This window comes from Cyclobacterium salsum, assembly GCF_010119245.1.
Taxonomy (GTDB): domain Bacteria; phylum Bacteroidota; class Bacteroidia; order Cytophagales; family Cyclobacteriaceae; genus Cyclobacterium; species Cyclobacterium salsum.
The window spans coordinates 11,613-33,257 of record NZ_WNKG01000008.1 but is presented as its reverse complement, the minus strand read 5'-3'; the positions used below and the strand labels follow the sequence as shown (position 1 = coordinate 33,257).

General features: G+C 39.2%; 13 protein-coding genes. All 13 read left to right on the top strand.

Features of this window, described 5'->3' with window-relative positions:
• Positions 1-261: 261 nt before the first annotated feature.
• The 13 genes from GJS45_RS15075 (at position 262) to GJS45_RS15015 (ending at position 21,267) form a co-directional block, all read left to right on the top strand.
• Positions 262-543: a helix-turn-helix domain-containing protein gene (locus GJS45_RS15075; RefSeq protein ID WP_162342699.1), complete on the top strand. Its 282-nt coding sequence runs from the start codon at positions 262-264 to the stop codon at positions 541-543.
• A 115-nt stretch (positions 544-658) separates the two neighbouring features.
• A complete protein-coding gene (locus tag GJS45_RS15070) occupies positions 659-1,864 on the top strand; it encodes a virulence-associated E family protein (protein WP_235954783.1) in 1,206 nt (401 codons plus the stop codon).
• A 209-nt stretch (positions 1,865-2,073) separates the two neighbouring features.
• Positions 2,074-2,949, top strand: coding sequence for a toprim domain-containing protein (locus GJS45_RS15065; protein WP_162342697.1), 876 nt, complete (start codon positions 2,074-2,076; stop codon positions 2,947-2,949).
• 274 nt (positions 2,950-3,223) lie between these two features.
• Positions 3,224-3,592: a transposase gene (locus GJS45_RS15060; RefSeq protein ID WP_162342696.1), complete on the top strand. Its 369-nt coding sequence runs from the start codon at positions 3,224-3,226 to the stop codon at positions 3,590-3,592.
• Positions 3,589-4,530 (top strand): IS3 family transposase, encoded by a 942-nt coding sequence (locus GJS45_RS15055; RefSeq protein WP_162342695.1) that lies wholly within the window; start codon positions 3,589-3,591, stop codon positions 4,528-4,530. The genes GJS45_RS15060 and GJS45_RS15055 overlap by 4 nt, the downstream gene beginning before the upstream one ends.
• A gap of 405 nt (positions 4,531-4,935) precedes the next feature.
• Positions 4,936-5,499 (top strand): GNAT family N-acetyltransferase, encoded by a 564-nt coding sequence (locus GJS45_RS15050; protein ID WP_162342694.1) that lies wholly within the window; start codon positions 4,936-4,938, stop codon positions 5,497-5,499.
• Between the two features lie 5 nt (positions 5,500-5,504).
• Entirely contained in the window at positions 5,505-6,425 is a 921-nt protein-coding gene (locus GJS45_RS15045) for a helix-turn-helix transcriptional regulator (protein WP_162342693.1), read from the top strand.
• A gap of 1,093 nt (positions 6,426-7,518) precedes the next feature.
• The gene (locus GJS45_RS15040; protein WP_162342692.1) at positions 7,519-8,115 is read left to right on the top strand and encodes an RNA polymerase sigma factor; all 597 of its coding nucleotides are present in this window, start codon (positions 7,519-7,521) and stop codon (positions 8,113-8,115) included.
• Positions 8,112-9,266, top strand: a complete 1,155-nt coding sequence (locus GJS45_RS15035; protein ID WP_162342691.1) for a hypothetical protein — start codon at positions 8,112-8,114, stop codon at positions 9,264-9,266. Before GJS45_RS15040 ends, GJS45_RS15035 begins: the two co-directional genes overlap by 4 nt.
• Positions 9,256-10,413 carry a hypothetical protein gene (locus tag GJS45_RS15030; protein WP_162342690.1) on the top strand — a complete coding sequence of 386 codons (1,158 nt, stop codon included), beginning with the start codon at positions 9,256-9,258 and terminating at the stop codon, positions 10,411-10,413. The genes GJS45_RS15035 and GJS45_RS15030 overlap by 11 nt, the downstream gene beginning before the upstream one ends.
• 96 nt (positions 10,414-10,509) lie before the next feature.
• Positions 10,510-11,184 carry a hypothetical protein gene (locus tag GJS45_RS15025; protein ID WP_162342689.1) on the top strand — a complete coding sequence of 225 codons (675 nt, stop codon included), beginning with the start codon at positions 10,510-10,512 and terminating at the stop codon, positions 11,182-11,184.
• 84 nt (positions 11,185-11,268) lie between these two features.
• A complete protein-coding gene (locus GJS45_RS15020) occupies positions 11,269-16,986 on the top strand; it encodes a tetratricopeptide repeat protein (protein WP_162342688.1) in 5,718 nt (1,905 codons plus the stop codon).
• Positions 16,987-17,115: 129 nt separating this feature from the next.
• A complete protein-coding gene (locus GJS45_RS15015; protein WP_235954782.1) occupies positions 17,116-21,267 on the top strand; it encodes a CHAT domain-containing tetratricopeptide repeat protein in 4,152 nt (1,383 codons plus the stop codon).
• The last annotated feature ends 378 nt before the right edge of the window (positions 21,268-21,645 follow it).

Sequence of the window (21,645 nt, the reverse complement as noted above, 5' to 3'; positions counted from 1 at the left end):
TTTTTTGACCATCAGGTACTTTTTTTACTATGAGGTTTTCAAACCAATAATGCTTCCTTATTTTCCTTTTTTTCATACCTAAAAATAGCAACACTCCCAACAAATATTCCCCGATCCAAACCTACCCCAGAATTATTTCATTTAAAAATCAGCTATAATCGCCAGCTATGACGGTTTTTGAAAAGTTGGGGTACTACCCCTGCTAACTACCCCTGCTTAGTTCTGACCATATTCGGCCAACAAACCAAACGATAACCGAATATGAACGACATGATCTTTTCCCCCATCGACAAAAGGCAACTCATTCAGGAGATTGCCGAAGAAGTGGCCTCCAGGATAATTCCCGAACTGCAGCCACCGGTACAGGAAGACGAACTGATACAGATCCCCGAAGCCATGAGGCTGCTGGGCCGCTCTCGTACCACCATCAATAACTGGCGCAGGGAAGGTTTCCTCAAAGAGCAGGTGATCAACACCAGGGTATATTTCAAAAAATCGGATATACTCAATGCCGGTCACCAGAAAAACGGCCGGAAAAAATAAAAGCGGATCATGCCCGATCCGCTCGCTATAATTTCATGTAGGAAATGGTATCCCTCTTTGAACGAGTCAAATATACCATTTCTGTGTGGATTTACCAACCCAAACCTACAGAAAAATGGACGAAGAAAACCCTATCAGGAAGATAGATGAGAAGTCTTCCAGCCCAACTATCAGGATGATTAAATTCCTGATGTCAAAATACGACTTTAAGAATAACCTGGTACTAAACGAAGTCTTTGCCAGAGAAAAAGAAGGGAACAGCTACAGTCCTGTTAATCCCAATACTCTTTACATTGAATGTCGGCAGGCCGGGTACCGCACGTCGGTAGGTGAAATCAACACCTTCCTTTGTTCGGACTTTATTCCCAAAACCAACCCTTTTGTGGAGTATTTTAGACAGGTCCGGAACAAATGGGATGACACCCTCCATGGAGACTATATCCAAAAATTCAGCGGCTATGTCCAGGTATTTGGTCAGCAGCGCTTTGAGCAGCAGTTCAAAAAATGGCTGGTCCGCTGTGTGGCCTGTTGCCTACGGAATGACTTCTTCAACAAGCAGGCCCTGATCTTTGTGCAGGAGCAGCAGAACAGTGGTAAGACCACCTTGACCCGCTTCCTGATCCCGGATCAATTGATGGCCTACCACGCAGAAAACATCTCGGTGGACAAGGACAGCCTGATCGCCTTAAGTCAGAATTTCGGGGTGATCCAGGATGAGCTTTCTACGCTTTCCAGAACGGAAATCAATGCACAGAAAACCTTGATGAGTAAATCTTATGTCAAAGTCAGGCACCCCTATGACAAAAAACCCAAAATGGAACCTAGAAGGGCATCCATCTGGGGATCCACCAATAAGGCCGAGTTCCTGACGGATGTGACAGGCAGTGTACGCTGGCTCTGCTTTACGGTAAGGGAAATCAACTGGGACTACAAGAAAGAAATTGATATCGACAGGGTATGGGCACAGGCCTATCAGTTGTATCAGTCGGATTTCCAATACGAAATGACGGCTGCTGAAATCCAAGCAAATGAACTGATGAACAATCAGTACAAGACTATTTCGCCCGAAGTGGAGCTGGTACAGAAGTTCTTTTCCCCGGGCACCAAAGAGGACCATGACAAATTCATGACCGCTACAGAGATCTGCCACCACCTGTTGTCAAACGTTTCCGGCAATCTCAGGATCAGCCCGGTGGAGATCGGCAAGGCCCTGAAACTGCTCGGCCACATTCAGACCCAGGTGCGGAGAAGCGAAGCCCAAACCTTCCCCGAAAAAGGGTATTACATTAAACATAATCAACCTACTACTTACTACAAATAACATTTAAACAATTGATAATCAATTAAATAAAGTGTAGTAGGATAAAATATATCAAGTTACTACAACCTACTACAAAAAGGATTTTTGTAGTAAGATGCTTTTTGATTTTCAACAGTTATAAATAACAGAATACCAAATAATTAACAACAAAATGTAGTAAAGTAGTAGGTGTAGTAGGTGGTTTTTTAAAAAAATTAAACTTTAAGACCATGAATGCCAAAGAAGCCAATAAGATATCCATAGTAACTTATCTGGATCAACTGGGAATAAAACCAAGCAAAGTAAAAGCAGGCTACTGTTTTTACTTGTCTCCTTACCGGGAGGAAAAGACGCCTTCATTTAAAGTCCACCCCATCAAGAATCTCTGGGTGGATTTCGGCGATGGCAATGCAGGTGGAACGCTGGTTGACCTGGTTTTGAAAATGAACCCAAATTTTACCATTTCGGAGGCCATCCAGGAAATCGCCACCATAAGCGGATCCTCTTTTTTTCTTCACCCGCCAATTCTTTCCAATGCGAAGCCTTCCGAAAAGGAACTACCTGGGATTACCATCATTAAAACCAAGCCTCTTGGAAACAATCGTGCCATTACAGATTACCTGCACTCCAGGGGCGTATCATTGGAGGCGGCAAGCAATTTCTGCCGGGAGGTATACTACAGCATCGGAGACAAAAGGTATTTTGGGCTGGGCAACGCAAATGAAAATGGCTGGTCCATACGGAACAAATACTGGAAGGGCTGCACCGCTCAGGGGGTTTCGCATTACCGGAACAATGCTGCTGAACTTTGCCTGTTTGAAGGCATATTCGATCTGATGAGCTATGTGGAAATGAGGAAGGCGGAGCTATACCGAATGGATTTTATGGTGCTTAACTCCCTGGCCAGTTTAAAATCGGCCATGCCTGAAATACAGAAATACGGGCAGGTAAATCTATTTCTGGACAGGGATCAGGCGGGAAGGGCAGCAGCAGCGGAATTGACGCAATCCCTTCCCCAAAGCCAGGATTGTTCCGGGATCATTGGTTCGTTTAAGGACCTAAATGAGTACTGGATGAGTAGGGAAAATCATGGTCCAAAAAGATGACACAGCCTGGTAAATTCTGAAGAAAATTTACCCGCTTTCCTAAACGGCTGCTTTTTCTTTTAACAGCAACGTTTCCTGGCCGGGTCCTGGCTTAACGTAGAGGGGGGCTTAAAAAAGGGTGGCATTTGTTCGATTTTCAAAGCAATTAGTTCTATATGTGGATATATAGTTATTTGATTAGCATTTTATACGGATATATCAATATTCAAATAAACATAGTTGTCTTGTCCTGAAATAGGTTTACAGATTTGAGTGGTTTTAAAACAAGAAAACCATGAAAATTTTAAAGCACTATTCGGACGATTTTAAAAGAGAGGTTGTTCGGCATTATCTGAGCTCTGATGACAGCATGAAAACCACCGCCGTTAAATTTAATTTAGCGGTTCCTGCATCGGTTCACCAATGGGTCCGTAAATTTGAAACAGAATTCAAAACCCCTGTTATGGACAAATCTTCAGAAAAGCCCAAATCACCAATACCTGATACTCCTGAGGGGATGGCCCGCCGTATAAAAGTATTGGAAGAGGCCCTGGAGAGGGAGCGCCTGAATACCCTGGCAGCAAACAAGATTATTGAAATTGCAGAACGTGATCTGAAAATTTCTATCAGAAAAAAGTCTGGAGCCAAGCAGTCCAAGAAATGAGAGAGGAACATCCAGAGCTTAGTACCCATAAGCTTTGTGGATTGTTTGGCTATAGCAGACAAGCTTACTATCAATTGCAGAAATACCGATATAAAAATCAGGCACAGACAGAAATTGTGCTTCAAATGGTTCGTAATGAGCGTAAAACCCTTCCCGGAATCGGGGGCAGGAAGTTGCTAAGTCTGATAAAAGTGCTGATGGAAAGAGAAGAAATACAAATGGGCAGGGATGCTTTTTTTGACCTGTTAAAGGAGAATAATCTACTCGTCCGCAGGTCCAAAACCAGGGTTTATACCACTTTTTCAAGACACCGTTACCGTATGTATCCCAACCTGATCCGGGATAAAGTACTGACCGGCCCCCATCAACTCTGGGTCAGCGACATTACTTATATACCCACCACGGATGGCTATTTATACCTTTCACTGGTTACCGATGCCTATTCCCGTAAAATAGTCGGTTGGAACCTGTCCAATAAACTGGCGGCCAGTGGAGCGGTCAGTGCCCTGGATATGGCATTGTCTCAGCTTCCTGACGATAAGGCCATTGACTTGATACACCACTCTGACCGGGGTGTACAATACTGCTGCGATAAATATGTAGCCAGGCTCAAGTCCCGGCAAATAACTATAAGCATGACAGAAAACGGTGACCCTTTGGAAAACCCAGTGGCAGAACGGGTTAATGGGATTTTGAAAAGTGAGTGGCTGAATAAACTGGCTCCGGGAAGCAAAAAGGAAACAGCTTCTAGGTTGGCCGGAATCATTGAGGCTTACAATACCAAAAGGCCCCATCTGAGTATAGATATGCTGACCCCAGAGGCCGCTCATATCACCAAGGGAATTATCCCTAGGAAATGGAAAAACTACTGGAAGGAAAGGCAAACAGCATTCAGTAAAGAAGACTCAGGATTAAAGAAAACACATTTAGAGAATTAGTAAATTAAAACTTGTAAATAGTATTTAGGACTACTAAAGAAAAATAAATTACATTTAGGATTAACTGCTCAAACTGTAAAGAATTTTTAGGACGAGACATAAATATATTTGCTTTTATTTAGATATAAATTTATATTAGTTGGTAAAAATAGGATTATTCATTTAATCTACTATAGTAAACCCGTTCTTATTTACATCCCTGTAGGATGAAAGAACGTCCAAAAACGCACTTTGAATTAACCCTAAAACCCGCTGTGCGCGGTCCTTGCAAGTTGTGTCTTTGTCCGACAAAAAACCTCCCGGTTTTTTTCTGCCAAAAACGAACTTGCCCCTCCTTTTTCCACATGGTTTGTGGTGGGAGGAGGGGAGGGAAATCCTCGCAACTCGGATTTAAAAATTAAAATTATGAGAAGAGCAACCCAAAATGATCGGGAGAAAGTGGTAACCATACTGCTGGAAGCATTCAAAAAAAACAAGAGTGTCAACTACATTGCCGGGAAGCAAGAGAAAAAGATCCGCTATTTGATGGAGTATTCGTTTGACAACTGCATGGATACCGGCGAGGTATTTATTTCGGATGATGGCGAAGCTTGCGCCATGATCCAGTTTCAGGATCGGAAAAAGTTCTCCTGGAAAAGCACCTATCTGGATATACAGTTGATACTTAAAACCATCGGCCTGGGAAACATTCCCAAAGCTTTGGCCAGGGAGTCCTTTATCAAAAAGCATTATCCCAGCGAACCGTTTACCTACCTCTGGTTTATTGGCGTAAATCCGGAGCGGCAGGGGAATGGCTTTGGGACGGCCGTTCTGAAGCATGTATTGGATTACTCCAGGACGCTCAACCGGCCGGTCTACCTCGAAACCTCTACCCAGCGAAACTTACCCTGGTACCAAAAACACGGCATGGAGATTTATACCGTTTCAGAGCGGTTTGGGTTCCCGTTCTATTTTCTTAAAACTGCCTGAACGCCATGACCGTTCTCAATACTGAAATACATATTGTAACCCTTCTGTTTGTAATTCTGGAGACGTTAATGTTTTCCCACCAACTGGTCTTTTACCTGCAAAAGCCCAAAGAGAAAAAGAGAAAATATTACCTGATCCTGCTATTCTTACTGATCATTTACAATATTGCCGGAGGTCTCTTTCCCGACGAAAACCTTCCCATGTCGGTTGTGTTTCAATACATCCTGGCCTATGGGGCCGGTTTTTCCATGGGGGCCTATTTTCCCTATTATTTTTACCAGGCCTACAACATCACCCATCTGGAATTTCATGCCAAATATGGCGTGCTGATCTTCCTGATTTTGCCCTTTATCATTTTCTTCTGCATACTCTATCCACTTGGGTTGGATTTGATGACGGTCATCTATGTGGGAATGATTATTCCGTTTGTCTATGCGTTTTACATGGTTTACAACATCCTTTGGGGCATTCGGCAGCGATACAAAAACAGAAAAGCCTCTTTCGATGCCATTTTATCCTACATTGCCGTAGCCCCCTGGGCCCTGATGCCCTTATTGGCCTACTTGCAGGTAACCCAACTTACAGAGGTGCTCTTTACCAACGGCGGATTCCTGATCATCACCTTTCTTTTTTTCCGGAACATGATTGAGGAAAACCGCAAGGATCTGGAAACACTGGACCTGATCCAAACTAAAAATGAGGAGGAAATTTTCGCCATCCGGTGTAAGAATTTGGGACTTACCAAAAGGGAAACGGAGATCTGCCAATTGGTCAGGGATGGCTACATCTACAAAGAAATCGGCGATACGCTGAATATCTCCGAAAGGACCGTCAACAAGCACATACAGAATATTTTCAAAAAGGCTGGAAGTAATAATAAGCTGGACCTGCTGAATAAAATTACCAAAAGGGTGAAGTCGGCGTGAAAGGGGTTGGGGAAATGGGGGCCAAAGTTGCTCCGCTGTCAGGGTAAATGGGAGCTTCTACAATTAACTTATATACTAAAAATCAAAAAGCTTTTAAATGTTACTTTTGTTTACTTAGTCCATTAATACCCAAGGTATCCGTTTTAAATAAAGTATCATGATTCTGTCTTTGATACTTTTAATTTTCACTTCTCCTTTTTAAGCCCTCATTTTGAGGTCCCTTTCATAATGCAATCCCCAGTGAAGCAATAATTGCAAGAAAAACGGCTACAGAATCAAACCATGCTGCTTATTTTGAACTTTTAGCATGCTTTTCCGATCCAATAGTAGCTTTCCCGAAGCAATGCTGGTTTGTATATTCTCAACTTCAAGTACATCTTTTTCATTTCTTGTTCGCTCTGTCTTTTCAAAGCGCTAGTTTAACCACTATTAAGAATTTCTGGAAGATGGGGTTTATTGGACAGATACGATTGAATCTCATTAAGTATCTTCAATTTGATGGATTCGTCGTAACGTATCCCCATTTTTTTAAATGCTTTTATTGTTGTTTTCTTCTTTTTTAACATCTTTGTACTTTGTTAGCTGTAAACCTATTTTTCAGGGCAAGACAATAAGAATTAATTGATTCTTTAATATGGGTACTAAGCTCTAGGGAAATCGCTGAAGGCAAGTATTGCAATAGCTCAGTTTTTTAAAGCTGGAGTTTAAATTTGGCAGTGAATCCGGGGGATGGCGTAGGGGTATGGTTGAAAATTGAAGTCATCAATGGCGCGATGGAAAATTTAGCCGAATTGGAAATCCTATGACTGTTCGTTCAAAATTACAAATCTCGAAAATCGGGGAGGAGAAGGGACATTTCCCTATTTCAAAAAGAGGGAAAAAGATATTTTTAAGAGTGGATTCAGTGTGAAGAGTCACCGGGAGTAGGGGATAAGATTTCAGAGTTAAAGTAAAAATCCCTGCTTGTGAATTTTGAGAGTTTGCGAAAGTGAATCAAACAGCTCTCAATTCAACCTATTTAACCTCCGATTGAAAAAGTTTTCATTTTTTTGATAGCTTAGTGGTTACCTGGCTCATGTTTAATTATAAATCAATGAAAGAAATCCAAAATCGAAGTTTAAGTGCTTATTCTGACAGCGAATTGATTGAAATGTTGAAAGAAAGTAGTGAAGCTTTAACGATGGTCTATGAAAAGCATAGGGAATATTGCCTCAATTTCATGACATCAATGTTCGATGACAGGGATGAGATTAAGGACATATACCAGGATGCAGTAATAGTTTTGTATGAGAAGGCCATCAAACCTGGATTTACTTTGACCTGCTCCATACAGACCTATTTAAATTCCATCTGCAGGAATCAGGTATTAGTAAGGCTTGCGCATTCAAAAAAATACACTCATAGTAATGATGAGGGAAATAAAAATTATTTGGAAAACCTTACTGACTGGTTTGATGATAGTAATATGGTCGGTAACGAGCGAGTAACGGCTTTAAAAGGAATACTGATGGAAATGAAGGAGAGTTCAAGTAAGTGCTACGATATTTTGGTTAGGTTCTTTTATCAAAATCAATCCATGGATAAGATAGCAGTGGCTATGGGGTACACCAATGCTGATAACGCTAAGACTCAAAAATATAAGTGTCAGAAGAAACTGAAAGCAAAAATGTTTAAACGACTGAAAAAGTGAGTGTTATCACAAGAAAAAATATCGAATTACTGAGGCAATATATCCTGTCTGATGATTCACGTGTTAAAAATGAACTAATTGAGTCAATCCCTGCTGACCTAAGGGAAAAGGTGGTTATTATCCAGGAGGAATTTGAAAAAAATACAGATTCAAAATCAATAGCTTTGAAAGTTGATGCGTCTGATTTTGAGCAAGAAATAGAAGAAATCCAATCCATATACAATTTGAAAAAACGTGATCTGGATGATCAGGAATTTGAAACGAATATTATTGCTGCAATAACTCCGATTGAGCGAGAGAGTCTTAAAAAAAAGCTCATGGCATTTGAAAAAAATGGAGGAGAAGAACTGTCAGATCATGAAATAAAATATGCGATTACCTCGATTGAAAGAGAATCCTTAAAGGAAAGATTTCAAAAGTTGGATGATTCCTCAGAAGAAGGGGGGATGCCTATTGATCCAATAGAAATGCCTGCTGCGGCTTCTTCTAGGATGCCACTCTTCCATTCCATTTTAAAATATGCCGTTGCTGCATGTTTTATTGTTGCAACCGGAATTGGGATTTTTCTTTTTACCAGGAAGGAAGTAATTCCTGAAAATACCGTGGCCAGCTCATCTGAAAAAGAACCAATTGATCAAAATCCGACTAATCTACCTCTAATTGAGACAGTACCATTGGCTGAAGTTTCCATCACATCCAATTCCTATACGGTTTTAAAATCCGGATTAGGTTATGGTGAGGTTGAAGAAAAGGTTACTATAGTAGTGAATGATCAAAAAGAAAGCGTTTTATCGATACAAAAGGCGATTTCAACTTATTCAAACCAGTTAGAAAAAGTCACTGAAATCCAAAATCCGGAAGCTGAGCTTGTGGCCGCAGAATTATCCGACAGAATCGATGCTTTACAAACAGAACTAAGCCAAATACATATTAAAGAAAATCAATATGTATTTGATGGTAAAGTACTTACTCTATTTGTTACTTCTGCCTCAAACGAAAATCAGATAATTTACTATGATAGTAACTATTACCTGAAAAAGAACAACAGGTTTTTCAAATTGACTATTTCAGAAGATCCACAGCCATTCATGGAAGCAACCGATCCTAATGTTTTAAAAGCATTGGATAAAATCATTTTCAATGCGGACTAATCAAACTTACATATTCAAAATAGTTCTTGTCCTGCTTTGTTGGGTCATATCCTTTCTTTCGTATGGCCAAGCCAATCCTGAAAAGCAAATTCAATCTGTTTTTGATCAGTTGGTATTAGCGTATGGAAACGCAAAATCGCCCCCAAAACTCCTGGTCATTCATGGAACCGGAAAGCAGGCTTTACCTGCTAAGTATGAACCTGATCCCAAACCAATTATAAAAGTGGATGGGTCATTAGTGGCGATTTTCAAAACGTTTGGAAAGGATAGTTTAAATGCCATTGCCGTGGTACTCAGTCATGAGTTGGCACATTACTACAGTGATCATACATTTTGTTCCGACTATGCTTATGCCTTGAAGGATCAGAGCAAATCGTTGTCTGATGTTTTGAAAAGTGTAAGTAAACAAGAGAAAATCAGCAAGGAAACGGAAGCAGATCAAAAAGGCTTTTTTTATGCTGCAGCAGCGGGGTATAGTCCTTTTGATGTCCAATCCACCGTATTAGATAAAATTTATTCAGAGTATTATTATCCTGACAGTCTTCCTGGATATCCTACAAAACAACAACGAATATCCATTGCGCTTACGGCTGAAACGAAGGCAAAAGAGCTTTACGACATATTCCAAGCTGGATTAAAGTTTTTAAAGGAAAAAGACTATAAACGAGCTATAGAAGCTTTCGAAGAAGCAAATAGCTATATCCCCTTTCGAGAAAATTTCAATAATATGGGAGTAGCGAGAGCTTTGATGGCTCTTGATCTAAAAGACCCAGAATATTTAGAAAAGGAATACCCGGATCGTTTTTTGTATCCTCTTGAATCTGATAATGCAAGCAGACTCAAAAAGGAGATTGAACGAGGAATAAACTATAGTAAGCAAGAGCAAATATTGGATTTACTCAAGGTGGCAAAGTTTAACTTTCAAGAAGCCATCCGATTAGATCCTGGATATACAAAATCATTTATTAACCTAGCCTGCGTGTATGATTTGATGGAAAATTCTGAAGCAGCTATCGGGACTATAAAAGAATTGCCATCGGAAAAGCAGAAAACCAGAGAAGCTTTAAGAATCCTGGCGATAGCGTATTTCCATGCGAAAAGAGAGAAAGAAGCAGAAGAAATTTGGAATAAATTGGACTTAAAATGAACAAAAATAAAAATCAGTAAAACCGAAAAGTCTAAAAGGTTTAGATAAAAGACTAATTACAATAAGTTAAATTTTAAAAATTAAATTCAGGTTACTATGAAACACACATTCTTACTTCTAATCGCAATGGGTTTATTTCTTGTGGCAAATGCACAGGATACCAAAACACCGAGTACTGAAAAGCCATCAGAGGAATTGGAAAACCTTCAGTTGGCCAATCAGTTGGCTAAGTATGGTTACAAAACCTATTCGGCTACGGCCTTGATTGAGGCAGCCAAAATTATGAGTAGCGTAAACACGCAGGAACTAAAATTTGAATCCTACAAACAGGAACCGAAAATTGATAATCAGGCCAAAAAGCAAAAAGCCGAGGTTTTAGATTTGGAAGGTATTCTCGTTGCTGCCAGAAAATATGCCGACGGAGATGCAGATTTACTTTCCGCAATTGCTGAGATCGAAAAAGAAAGCCAAGCAACCCGAGGAAGGGTAGGAGGCCCGGGGGAGAATTATTCTTATGTGGCTGGGAACGGGACTGATACTTATGAAATCAATTTTATTGAAGGAGAATTGGCAGAAATAGGAGTAGGTGGAGATGGAGACACAGACTTGGATTTGTATGTGTATGATTCAAGCGGAAATCTAATAACCCAGGACGAAGATTATACTGACAAGTGTTACGTCAGCTGGGTGCCAAAATGGACAGGTAGATACAACGTAATGATTGTAAACAGGGGCCCAATCTTAAACAATTACCTTATGCTAACAAATTAATCACTTGGAAAATCGGGATTGTCTACACAATCCCGATTTTATTACTGGATCAATTTAAAGCTATATGAAAATTACCTAAATAAAATGAAGCCATTTTTTTTTGTTAGTAGGATTAAGTGCTTCCTCATTTTAATTTTTACAATTGTAAGTTATTCTGTTGGATATTCTCAGGATGTTGAAATTGAAAATGATATCTCAGAGGCAATTAATTTTTTTTCTAGTGGAGATTATGAGCAAGCAATTCCTGTTTTTGAAAAATATGCTGATGATAAAAGATTTGATGATCTAACGTCACTTGTAATAAATGGTTATCTTAATGTTTGTTACCTGGAAACAAAAAATGAGGCATTGAATGTTGATAGGCTAAATCAACTAACAGATTCCTATTTTGCTAAAAATGATGTTTCAAAAAGCAAGGAGGAGATGGAGATGCTATTTGTTGTCAGTAAAATTAATGGCGAAATTGGAAATAACGAGAAAATGGTTTCCTATCTTTTAGTAATAAAGGATGTTTTTGAGGAGGAAAAACTGAATAGGGGCGATGGATTTTACTCTGCGGTGTTGGTACTTTTAGCCAGAGGATATTATTACATAGACGATTACAAATCAGCTCTAAAAATTAATCAAAGGGTTGTTGAATTACGGAAAGAGGTCTTGGGAGAAACCCATGCGGACTATCTATCCAGTTTGAGTAATCTAGCTTCTGATTATTATGACTTAGGGGATTACGACTCGGCGCTTGCCATTTACCAACAGGTCGTTGCATTACAGAAAGAGGTCTTGGGAGAAAAGAATCCTGATTACCTTATAAGCTTGAATAATCTGGCTATTACTTATTCCGGATTAGGCGACCACAAAATGGCTTTGGCAATAAACCAACAGGTTGTTGCATTAGGAAAAGAGATTTTTGGTGAGAATCATCCGGATTATCTAACCAGCTTGACTAATCTGACTGCAAGTTATTCTGATTTAGGTGATTACCAATTAGCTTTAGAGATTCAGTTAAGAGTTGTTGAGTTAGGAAAAAAGATTTTGGGAGAAAATCATCCGGATTACCTAGTCAGTTTGAATGATCTGGCCGATACATATTCTTACTTAGGCAATTACAAGTCAGCGTTAGATGTTCTTCGAAAGGTTGTCGATTTAGGAAAGGACGTTTTTGGTGAAAGGAATCCTGATTATCTAATGATGTTGGCTAATCTGGCATCAATATTTTTCGAAATTGGCGATTTCAAAAATGCTTTAGAGACTAATCAACAGGTTGCTGAATTACGAAAAAAGGTTCAGGGCGAGAAGCATTCTGATTACATTACTAGCCTAAATAATCTGGCTTCTACCCATTTTAAGTTAGGTGATTTCCACTCTTCTTTAGGTATTGATCAACAGGTTGTTGCATTACGAAAGGAGGTTTTGGGCGAAAATCATCCAGAATACCTGACAAGCCTGCGTAATCTTTCTTTTTCGTATTCTAGCGTGGGTGATTTCCATTCTGCATTAGCAATTGATAAACAGGTTGTTACATTACTTAAAGTGGCTTTGGGAGAAAAGCATCCTGATCACCTGACCAGCTTGAGTATTCTGGCTTCTACTTATTCTGAATTAGGCGATTACCAATCGGCTTTGACAATAAACCAACAGGTTGTTGCATTACGGAAAGAGGTTTTGGGGGAAAACCATCCGGATTACCTTGTCAGCTTGAGTAATCTGGCTTCTATTTATTCTGGTTTAGGTGATTATAATATGGCATTAGCCATTAACCAACAGGTAGTTGACTTTATAGAAGAAATATTGGGCGAAAATCATCCAGATTACTTGACCAGTTTGAATAATCTAGCTTATACATATTCTAACTTAGGTGATTTCCAATCAGCTTTGACAATGAATCAACAGGTTGTTGCACTACGGAAAGAGGTTCTGGGAGAAAATCATCCAGATTACCTTACCAGCTTGAATAATCTGGCTTTTTTGTATTCTAGTTTGGGTGATTATCAATCGGCTTTGACTATAAACCGACAGGTTATTGAATTAAGAAAGGAAGTTTTGGGCGAAAAGCATCCGGATTACATTACCAGCTTGGATAATCTTGCTTCTACTTATTCTAGCATAGGCGATTACAAGTCAGCATTTGCGATTAACCAAGAGTTGGTTGATCTACGAAAAGAGGTTTTGGGCAACAAACATCCTGATTATCTAACTAGTTTGAGTCATTTGGCTTTTTTTTACTCCGAGTTAGGCAATTACAAAAAGGCATTAGCCATTAACCAAGAGGTGGCTGATCTACGGAAAGAGGTATTGGGAGAAAACCATCCTGATTATCTAACGAGCTTGAATAACCTTGCTGGTACTTATTCTGATTTAGGAGATTACCAAAAAGCTTTAGTCTTAAACCAAGAGGTGGCTGATCTACGGAAAGAGGTATTGGGGGAAACTCATCCGGATTATCTAACGACTTTAAGCAATCTGGCTTTTTCTTATTCTAGCTTAGGCGATTTCAAGTCGGCATTAGCCATTAATCAAGAGGTGGCTGATCTAAGGGAAGAAGTTTTAAGTAAAAACCATCCGGATTATTTAATGAGCTTGAATAACCTTGCTGGTATTTATTCTGATTTAGGTGATTATCAAAAAGCATTAGCGATTAACCAACAGGTGGCTGATCTACGCAAAGAGACATTAGGGGAAAATCATCCTTCTTACCTATCTAGCATAAGTAACATTGCTGCTAATTATTCTGATTTAGGAGAATACCAAAAAGCATTATCGATTAACCAACAGGTAGTTGACTTAAGAGAAGAGATATTGAGCGAAAATCATCCGGATTATCTTATGAGCTTGAGTAATCTAGCTACTACTTATTCTGATTTAGGAGATTACCAAAAAGCATTAGCCATTAACCAAGAGGTGGCTGATCTACGGAAAGAGGTATTGGGAGAAAACCATCCTGATTATCTAACGAGCTTGAATAACCTTGCTGGTACTTATTCTGATTTAGGAGATTACCAAAAAGCTTTAGTCTTAAACCAAGAGGTGGCTGATCTACGAAAAGAGGTATTGGGGGAAACTCATCCGGATTATCTAACGAGCTTGAATAATCTGGCCCATTTTTATTCCAACTTAGGAGATTACCAAAAAGCATTAGTCATTAACCAAGAGGTGGCTGATTTACAAAAAGAAATATTGGGCGAAACCTACCCGGATTATCTTACGAGTATGAATAATCTGGCTTCTATTTATTCTGATTTAGGAGATTACCAAAAAGCATTAGCGATTAACCAAGAGGTGGCTGAACTACGGAAAGGAGTTTTGGGAGAAAACCATCCAGATTATCTAAGGAGCTTGAATAACCTTGCTGGTACTTATTCTGATTTAGGTGATTATCAAAAAGCATTAGCCATTAACCAACAGCTTACTGAGCTAATGAAAAATGTTTTGGGAGAAAAACATCTTGATTATCTAACGACTTTAAGTAATCTCGCGTCTACCTATTCTGGGCTAGGCGACCACTTAATGGCTTTACCTATTTACCAACAGGTAGTAGACTTAAGAGAAGATATTTTAGGCGAAACCCATCCGGATTATCTTGCGAGCTTGGGTAATTTGGCTTCTACTTATTCTTATTTAGGAGATTACCAGAAAGCTTTGGACATTAATCAGCAGGTTACTGAGCTAATGAAAATTGTTTTGGGAGAAAAACATCTTGATTATCTAACGACTTTAAGCAATCTTGCTTTATCTTATTCTGATTTAGGAGAATACCAAAAAGCATTAGCGATTAACCAAGAGGTGGCTGATCTACGGAAAAGAGTTCTGGGAGGAAATCATCCGTCTTATCTAATGAGCTTGAATAATCTTGCTTTTTCTTATTTTGACTTAGGCGATTATAAGGCAGCTTTAGAAATTCACCAACAGGTTGTTGATTTAGAAGAAGAGGTTTTAGGCGAAACTCATCCTGATTATCTAACGAGCTTGGGTAATCTGGCCCATTATTATTTCAACTTAAGAGATTACCAAAAAGCATTAGCGATTTACCAGCAGGTAGCTGAAGTACAAAAAGAGGTTTTGGGCAAAAATCATCCGGATTATATAGTTAGCTTTTCTAATCTTGCTTTTGTAGAGTTTTCTACTGAAAAATATGATAGTGCATTAAGTCATTTTATCCAAGGTTTAAATTTAAGCCAAGATAGAGTGGTCGAATATTTTGGTTTAATGACTGAACATCAAAGAGAAAAATATTGGGAGGATAATACAATATACTTTCAGGCAATTCCTTTGTTTGTTGAAAAGGCTAATACAGAACAAACAGACAATGTAGGATATGCTTATGATATTTCTTTGTTTATAAAAGGATTGCTGTTAAATACTTCCATTGATTTTAACCAGCTGATTGCAGAGAAGGGAACTCCGGAGGCGGTTGCAAATTTTGAAGAATTAAAGCTGCTTAAACTTCAAATTCAAAAGGTTAAGGAAAAACCTATTGCCGAAAGATACCTGAATGGTGATTCCCTTGAAACTGTTGCCCAGCGACTGGAGACCGAATTGATCAAACTATCCAAAGAATACGGTGATTATACGAGTAACCTAAAAATAAATTGGAGCGACGTTCAGGCCAATCTTAGAGACAAGGATGTGGCTATTGAATTTTTAGAATATCCCACACTAACCGATACGGTGAAATATGCAGCCCTCGTCCTGCGAAAAGGTTGGACCAATCCAAAATTTATTTCGCTGTTCAGAAAAGATCAGATTGAGGAATTTATTAAACAAGATAAAAACCAGATTTATTCCAATGGCTATGTGGGCAAAGAGATGAAGAGGTTACTCTGGAGCCCTTTGGAAGAATTTATTTCACCCGGGGAACGGGTATATTTCTCTGCAGCCGGAATCCTCCATCAGTTGGCGCTAGAAAACCTGGCTTTTGATGAATCGTCCAATCTTGGAGACCGTTATCAGATGTTCAGGCTTTCCTCAACCAAAGAACTTGCACTTCCTCAAAATAGAGAAAAATCAAAGGCCGTAGCACTATATGGGGGTGTCAAGTACGACCTTGAAATTGAGCAGATGATGGCAGAGAGTGAAAAGTACCAAGAGAAAGATACTTCTTATGCCTTGCGGGGAATAAAGCAGGATAGTACCCTGAGAAAAGGCTGGCAGTTTTTACCCGGGACGCTGACAGAAGCCAATGAAATCAGCAAGATCTTAAAAGGGAATCGATACCAGGTTGCTGACTTTATCGGTGAGGTCGGCAGTGAGGAATCATTCAAAGCCTTGTCGGGTAAGAAAACAGGAATTATCCATATCGCCACACATGGATTTTTTCTTCCGGTGGAGGAAAGCCGAAGGAACCAATTTCTGCAAATGCGATTAGCAAATCAGAGTGAAAATGTAAGGTATGTCGATCCAATGCTTCGTTCCGGATTAATGCTTGCAGGGGGAAACAGGGCATGGGAAGGAGATACTATTCCGGATACCATTGAAGACGGCATATTAACAGCCAAGGAGATAAGTCATATAGATTTAAGGGAAACGGATCTTGTTGTTTTATCAGCCTGTGAAACGGGTCTGGGAGATGTATCCAGTGAAGGGGTCTTCGGGTTGCAGAGGGGATTTAAGCAAGCCGGGGCTCAGACCATCATCATGAGCCTATGGAACGTTAAAGACGATGCTACCCAATACCTGATGACCAACTTCTATTCCTATCTGATGCAAGGAGCCAGCAAAAGGGAAGCATTTATTCTAGCCAGAAACAAATGCAGAGAGCAATACCAAGATCCTGCTTCTTGGGCAGCGTTTATTATGTTGGATTAAGTAAAATTTTAAAAGCGGTTTCTTCCCAGTATATCGTTAATCATAGAAAAATCAATCTACCCGAGCCTCATGATAGTTGTCCCTTCATTTTCACATAAATGGTTAAAAATTAGCTTTACTCTAATTTTTATGCTTATAGGAATATCTGCTGCCTATTCTCAGGATACTGTGGCTGATAGGAAGATTTCAGATGCATTAAATTTTATCAATAGTGGAAATTATGACAAAGCCATTCCACTATTAAAAGAGTATGCTGATTTTAAGGAATTTGATGATTTAACATCACTCGCAATAAACGTTTATTTAAATCTATGCTATTGGGTAACAGATAATAAGGAATTGAATATTAATAGGCTAAATCAATTAACAGATTCTTATTTTTCGAAACCTAATATTTCAATAAGTAAGGAGCTGCTTGATATGTTATTTGTTGTAGGTAAAATTAATGGTGAAATTGGAAATAGTGCGAAAATGGTTTCCTATCTCCTTCTAATAAAGGGTAATTTTGAAGACGGAACAGTAAGTATGGATAATGGGCTGTATTCTCAGGTATTAACATTTTTAGCCATCGGCTATTCAAATGTAGGAGACTACGGATCAGCTCTAAAAATTAATCAACAGGTTGTTGAATTAAGAAAAGAGATTTTGGGCCCAACGCACCCCGACTATCTTACAAGTCTGAATAATCTGGCTATTAGGTATTCGGATTTAGGCGATTACCAATTGGCAATACAAATTAATAAAGAGGTTGTTGAATTACAAAAGGAGATTTTGGGAGAAAAGCATCCGGACTATCTAACTAGCTTGAGTAATCTGGCCCTTTCTTATTCTAATTTAGGCGATTTAAAATCATCTTTAGCAATGAATCAAAAGATTGTTGAATTAGAAAAAGAGATTTTAGGAGAAAGACATCCAAGCTATCTAATCAGCCTGAATAATCTGGCTATTTCGTATTCGGATTTAGGTGATTACCAATTGGCATTACAAATTATCAAAGAGGTTGTTGAATTGCAGAAAGAGATTTTGGGAGAAAAACATCCTGATTACCTAACTAGCTTAAGTAACCTAGCGTCTACTTATTCTGACTTAAGGGATTACGAATCGGCATTAGCAATTAACCAACAGGCTGTTGCACTACGGAAAGAGGTTTTGGGAGCAAATCATCCGGACTACCTGTTGAGCTTGAATGATTTAGCTTCTACTTATTCAAATTTAGGAGATTACGAATCTGCTCTTGCCATTTACCAGCAGCTTGTTGTCTTAAAGAACGAGGTCTTGGGAGAAACCCATCCGGATTACCTTACCAGCTTGGGTAATTTGGCTTCCACTTATTCTAAATTAGGAAATTATAAACCAGCTTTAGAGATTACCCAGCAGGTTGTCGCATTAAGAAAGGAAGTTTTGGGAAAAAATCATCCGGATTATCTATTAAGCTTAAGTAATCTGGCTGCAAGTTATTTCGGTTTAGGAGATTACCAATCGGCTTTAGCTATTAATCAAAAGGTTGTTACATTACAGAAAGAGCTATTGGGTGAGGATCATCCGGGATACCTTACCAGCTTGTATAATCTGGCAGGTACTTATTCTGCTTTAGGAGATTACCAAACAGCTCTAGAAATCCAGTTAAGAGTTGTTGCATTACGGAAAGAGGGATTGGGTGAGAATCATCCGGATTACCTGAATAGCTTGGATAATCTCGCTGTCACCTATTCTGCTTTAGGAAGTTATCAAACAGCTTTAGAAATTCAGTTAAGAGTTGTTGAATCAAAAAAAGAGGTTTTGGGAGAAAATCATCCAAGGTACCTGAACAGCTTGAATAATTTGGCAGATATTTATTTTAATTTAGGAGATTACCAAACAGCTTTAGAAATTCAGTTAAGAGTTGTTGCATTACAGAAAGAGGTTTGGGGAGAAAATCACCCTGAATACCTATACAGCTTAAATAATCTGGCTGCAAGTTATTTTGGTTTAGGAGATTACCAATCGGTTTTAACCATTAATCAAAAGGTTGTTGCATTACGGAAAGAGGTATTGGGTGAGAATCATCCGGGATATCTTACCAGCTTGGATAACCTGGCAGTTACCTATTCTGCTTTAGGTGATTATCAAACAGCTTTAGAAATTCAGTTAAGAGTTGTTGAATCAAAAAAAGAGGTTTTGGGAGAAAACCATCCGGGATATCTTACCAGCTTGAATAATCTGGCTGATACTTATTCTAAATTAGGTGATTACCAAATAGCTCTAGAAATCCAGTTGAGAGTCGTTGCATTACAGAAAGAGTTATTGGGTGAGAATCATCCGGGATATCTTACCAGCTTGAACAATCTGGCTAGTTTATATTTTAACTTAGGTGATTACCAATCGGCTTTGACAATAAACCAACAGGTTGTTGAATTAACAAAGGATGTTTTGGGTGAAATGCATCCGGATTACCTTACCAGCTTGGATAACCTGGCAGTTACCTATTCTGCTTTAGGTGATTATCAAACAGCTTTAGAAATTCAGTTAAGAGTTGTTGAATCAAAAAAAGAGGTTTCGGGAGAAAATCATCCGGATTATATAATAAGCTTATCTACCCTTGCCGAATCGGAGTTTTATCTTGGAAAAAACGATCTTGCATTACGTCATTTTATTCAAAGTTTAAGTTTAAGGCAGGAAAGAGCCATTGAATATTTTGGTCAAATGACAGAATCTCAAAGGGAGAATTTCTGGCTCCAAAACAACTTTTACTTTGAATATTTCCCTATGTTTTTAGAAAAGGCACTAAATCCTAGTCCTGAAGAAATTAGCATTGCCTATGATATAGCGCTGTTCACAAAAGGTCTATTACTTAATACCACGCTTAATTTTGAAGAGTTACTTGCTGAAAGCGGCAATCAGAAGGCTATTGAGAAATTTCAAGAGCTAAAATTGCTAAAGCTTCAGATTCTGCGACTCAATGAAAAACCAATTGCCGAGCGATATCTGAATGTGGATTCGCTGGAAACTGTAGCCCAGAAACTGGAGACTGAGTTGGTCAAACTTTCGAAGGAATATGGGGATTATACCCAAAATCTAAAAGTGAACTGGAAAGATGTTCAGGCGAATCTGGGTGAAAAGGATGTGGCCATTGAATTTTTGGAATATCCCACACGAACCGATACTGTAAAATATGCAGCCTTGATCCTTCGTAATGGATGGACCAATCCAAAGTTTATTTCGCTGTTCAGAAAAGACCAGATTGAGGGGTTTATAAACTTGGAAAAGAATCAGATTTATTCCAGTGGCTACGTTGGCAAGGAAATGATGAAATTAATATGGAGTCCCTTGGAAGCGTATATTTCACCCGATGATGGTGTTTATTTTTCAGCTGCCGGTATTCTCCATCAGTTGGCTATTGAGAATCTTGCCTACGATGAAGCAACAACACTGGGAGACCGTTATCAGATGTTCAGGCTTTCCTCAACCAAAGAACTTGCTCTTAGAAAACATAAAGAAAAATCAAAGGCCGCAGCACTATATGGGGGTGTCAAGTACGACCTTGCTATTGAGCAGATGATGGCAGAGAGTGAAAAGTACCAAGATAAAGAGACTTCTTATGCCTTGCGGGGAATAGGTCAGGATAGCCTCCTTCGAAAAGGATGGCAGTTTTTACCCGGGACACTGACAGAAGCCATTGAAATCAGCGAGATCTTAAAAGGAAATCAATACCAGGTTGCTGAATTTATCGGTGAGATCGGCAGCGAGGAATCGTTTAAAGCCTTGTCGGGTATGCAAACAGGAATTATCCATGTCGCCACACATGGATTCTTTCTTCCGGTAGCGGAAAGCCGAAGGAACCAATTTCTGCAAATGCGATTAGGAGATCAGCGTGAAAATGTAAGGAATGTCGACCCAATGCTTCGTTCCGGATTAATGCTTGCAGGCGGAAACAGGGCATGGGAAGGAGATACTATTCCCGATACCATCGAAGACGGCATATTGACAGCCAAAGAGATCAGTCATATAGATTTAAGGGAAACGGATCTTGTTGTACTATCTGCCTGTGAAACAGGTTTGGGAGATGTATCCAGTGAAGGGGTCTTCGGGTTACAGAGGGGATTTAAGCAAGCCGGGGCACAGACCATTATCATGAGCCTATGGAACGTGAAAGATGAGGCTACCCAATACCTAATGACCAACTTCTATTCCTATCTGATGCAAGGAGAAAGTAAACGGGAGGCATTTATCCAGGCCAGAAACCAGTGCAGAGAGCAATACCCCGACCCGGAATATTGGGCGGCGTTTATTATGTTGGATTAATTGATGCAATAACTCCATAAGCAAACGCTACCAGGTAATTTTTTATCATTGGTTCCTATGTCCTATGATTTAATAAACCGTCAACTTGAAGCTGGTTTATAGATTTTTCCCTATGTCCAATGAACTTTTGTACCTGAGTTTTTTATCCATTTTACAAAAAGGTAAAACGCTTGTCATTGAAGGCCAAATTTTTAATTCTATGGTCAAAGATTGTTAGACACAGTAAAGAATTAACTCTTCAAAGAGAAAAAAAACTTTTTCCAGGGCAATAGAAATGTAAGGCCAAAAAGAGCTCTGAGGCTTTAGAACGGTAATAATACCATTCAATTCTAAAAGTAATCCAATACGCGAACGCTTGAATATTCTTTTTTTTTTTCA

Excerpts from the sequence above, each read along its gene's own strand:
- GJS45_RS15075 (WP_162342699.1), top strand. The coding sequence starts at position 262 with ATGAACGACATGATCTTTTCCCCCATCGACAAAAGGCAACTCATTCAG.
- GJS45_RS15070 (WP_235954783.1), top strand. The coding sequence starts at position 659 with ATGGACGAAGAAAACCCTATCAGGAAGATAGATGAGAAGTCTTCCAGC.
- GJS45_RS15065 (WP_162342697.1), top strand. The coding sequence starts at position 2,074 with ATGAATGCCAAAGAAGCCAATAAGATATCCATAGTAACTTATCTGGAT.
- GJS45_RS15060 (WP_162342696.1), top strand. The coding sequence starts at position 3,224 with ATGAAAATTTTAAAGCACTATTCGGACGATTTTAAAAGAGAGGTTGTT.
- GJS45_RS15055 (WP_162342695.1), top strand. The coding sequence starts at position 3,589 with ATGAGAGAGGAACATCCAGAGCTTAGTACCCATAAGCTTTGTGGATTG.
- GJS45_RS15050 (WP_162342694.1), top strand. The coding sequence starts at position 4,936 with ATGAGAAGAGCAACCCAAAATGATCGGGAGAAAGTGGTAACCATACTG.
- GJS45_RS15045 (WP_162342693.1), top strand. The coding sequence starts at position 5,505 with ATGACCGTTCTCAATACTGAAATACATATTGTAACCCTTCTGTTTGTA.
- GJS45_RS15040 (WP_162342692.1), top strand. The coding sequence starts at position 7,519 with ATGAAAGAAATCCAAAATCGAAGTTTAAGTGCTTATTCTGACAGCGAA.
- GJS45_RS15030 (WP_162342690.1), top strand. The coding sequence starts at position 9,256 with ATGCGGACTAATCAAACTTACATATTCAAAATAGTTCTTGTCCTGCTT.
- GJS45_RS15025 (WP_162342689.1), top strand. The coding sequence starts at position 10,510 with ATGAAACACACATTCTTACTTCTAATCGCAATGGGTTTATTTCTTGTG.
- GJS45_RS15020 (WP_162342688.1), top strand. The coding sequence starts at position 11,269 with ATGAAGCCATTTTTTTTTGTTAGTAGGATTAAGTGCTTCCTCATTTTA.
- GJS45_RS15015 (WP_235954782.1), top strand. The coding sequence starts at position 17,116 with ATGCTTATAGGAATATCTGCTGCCTATTCTCAGGATACTGTGGCTGAT.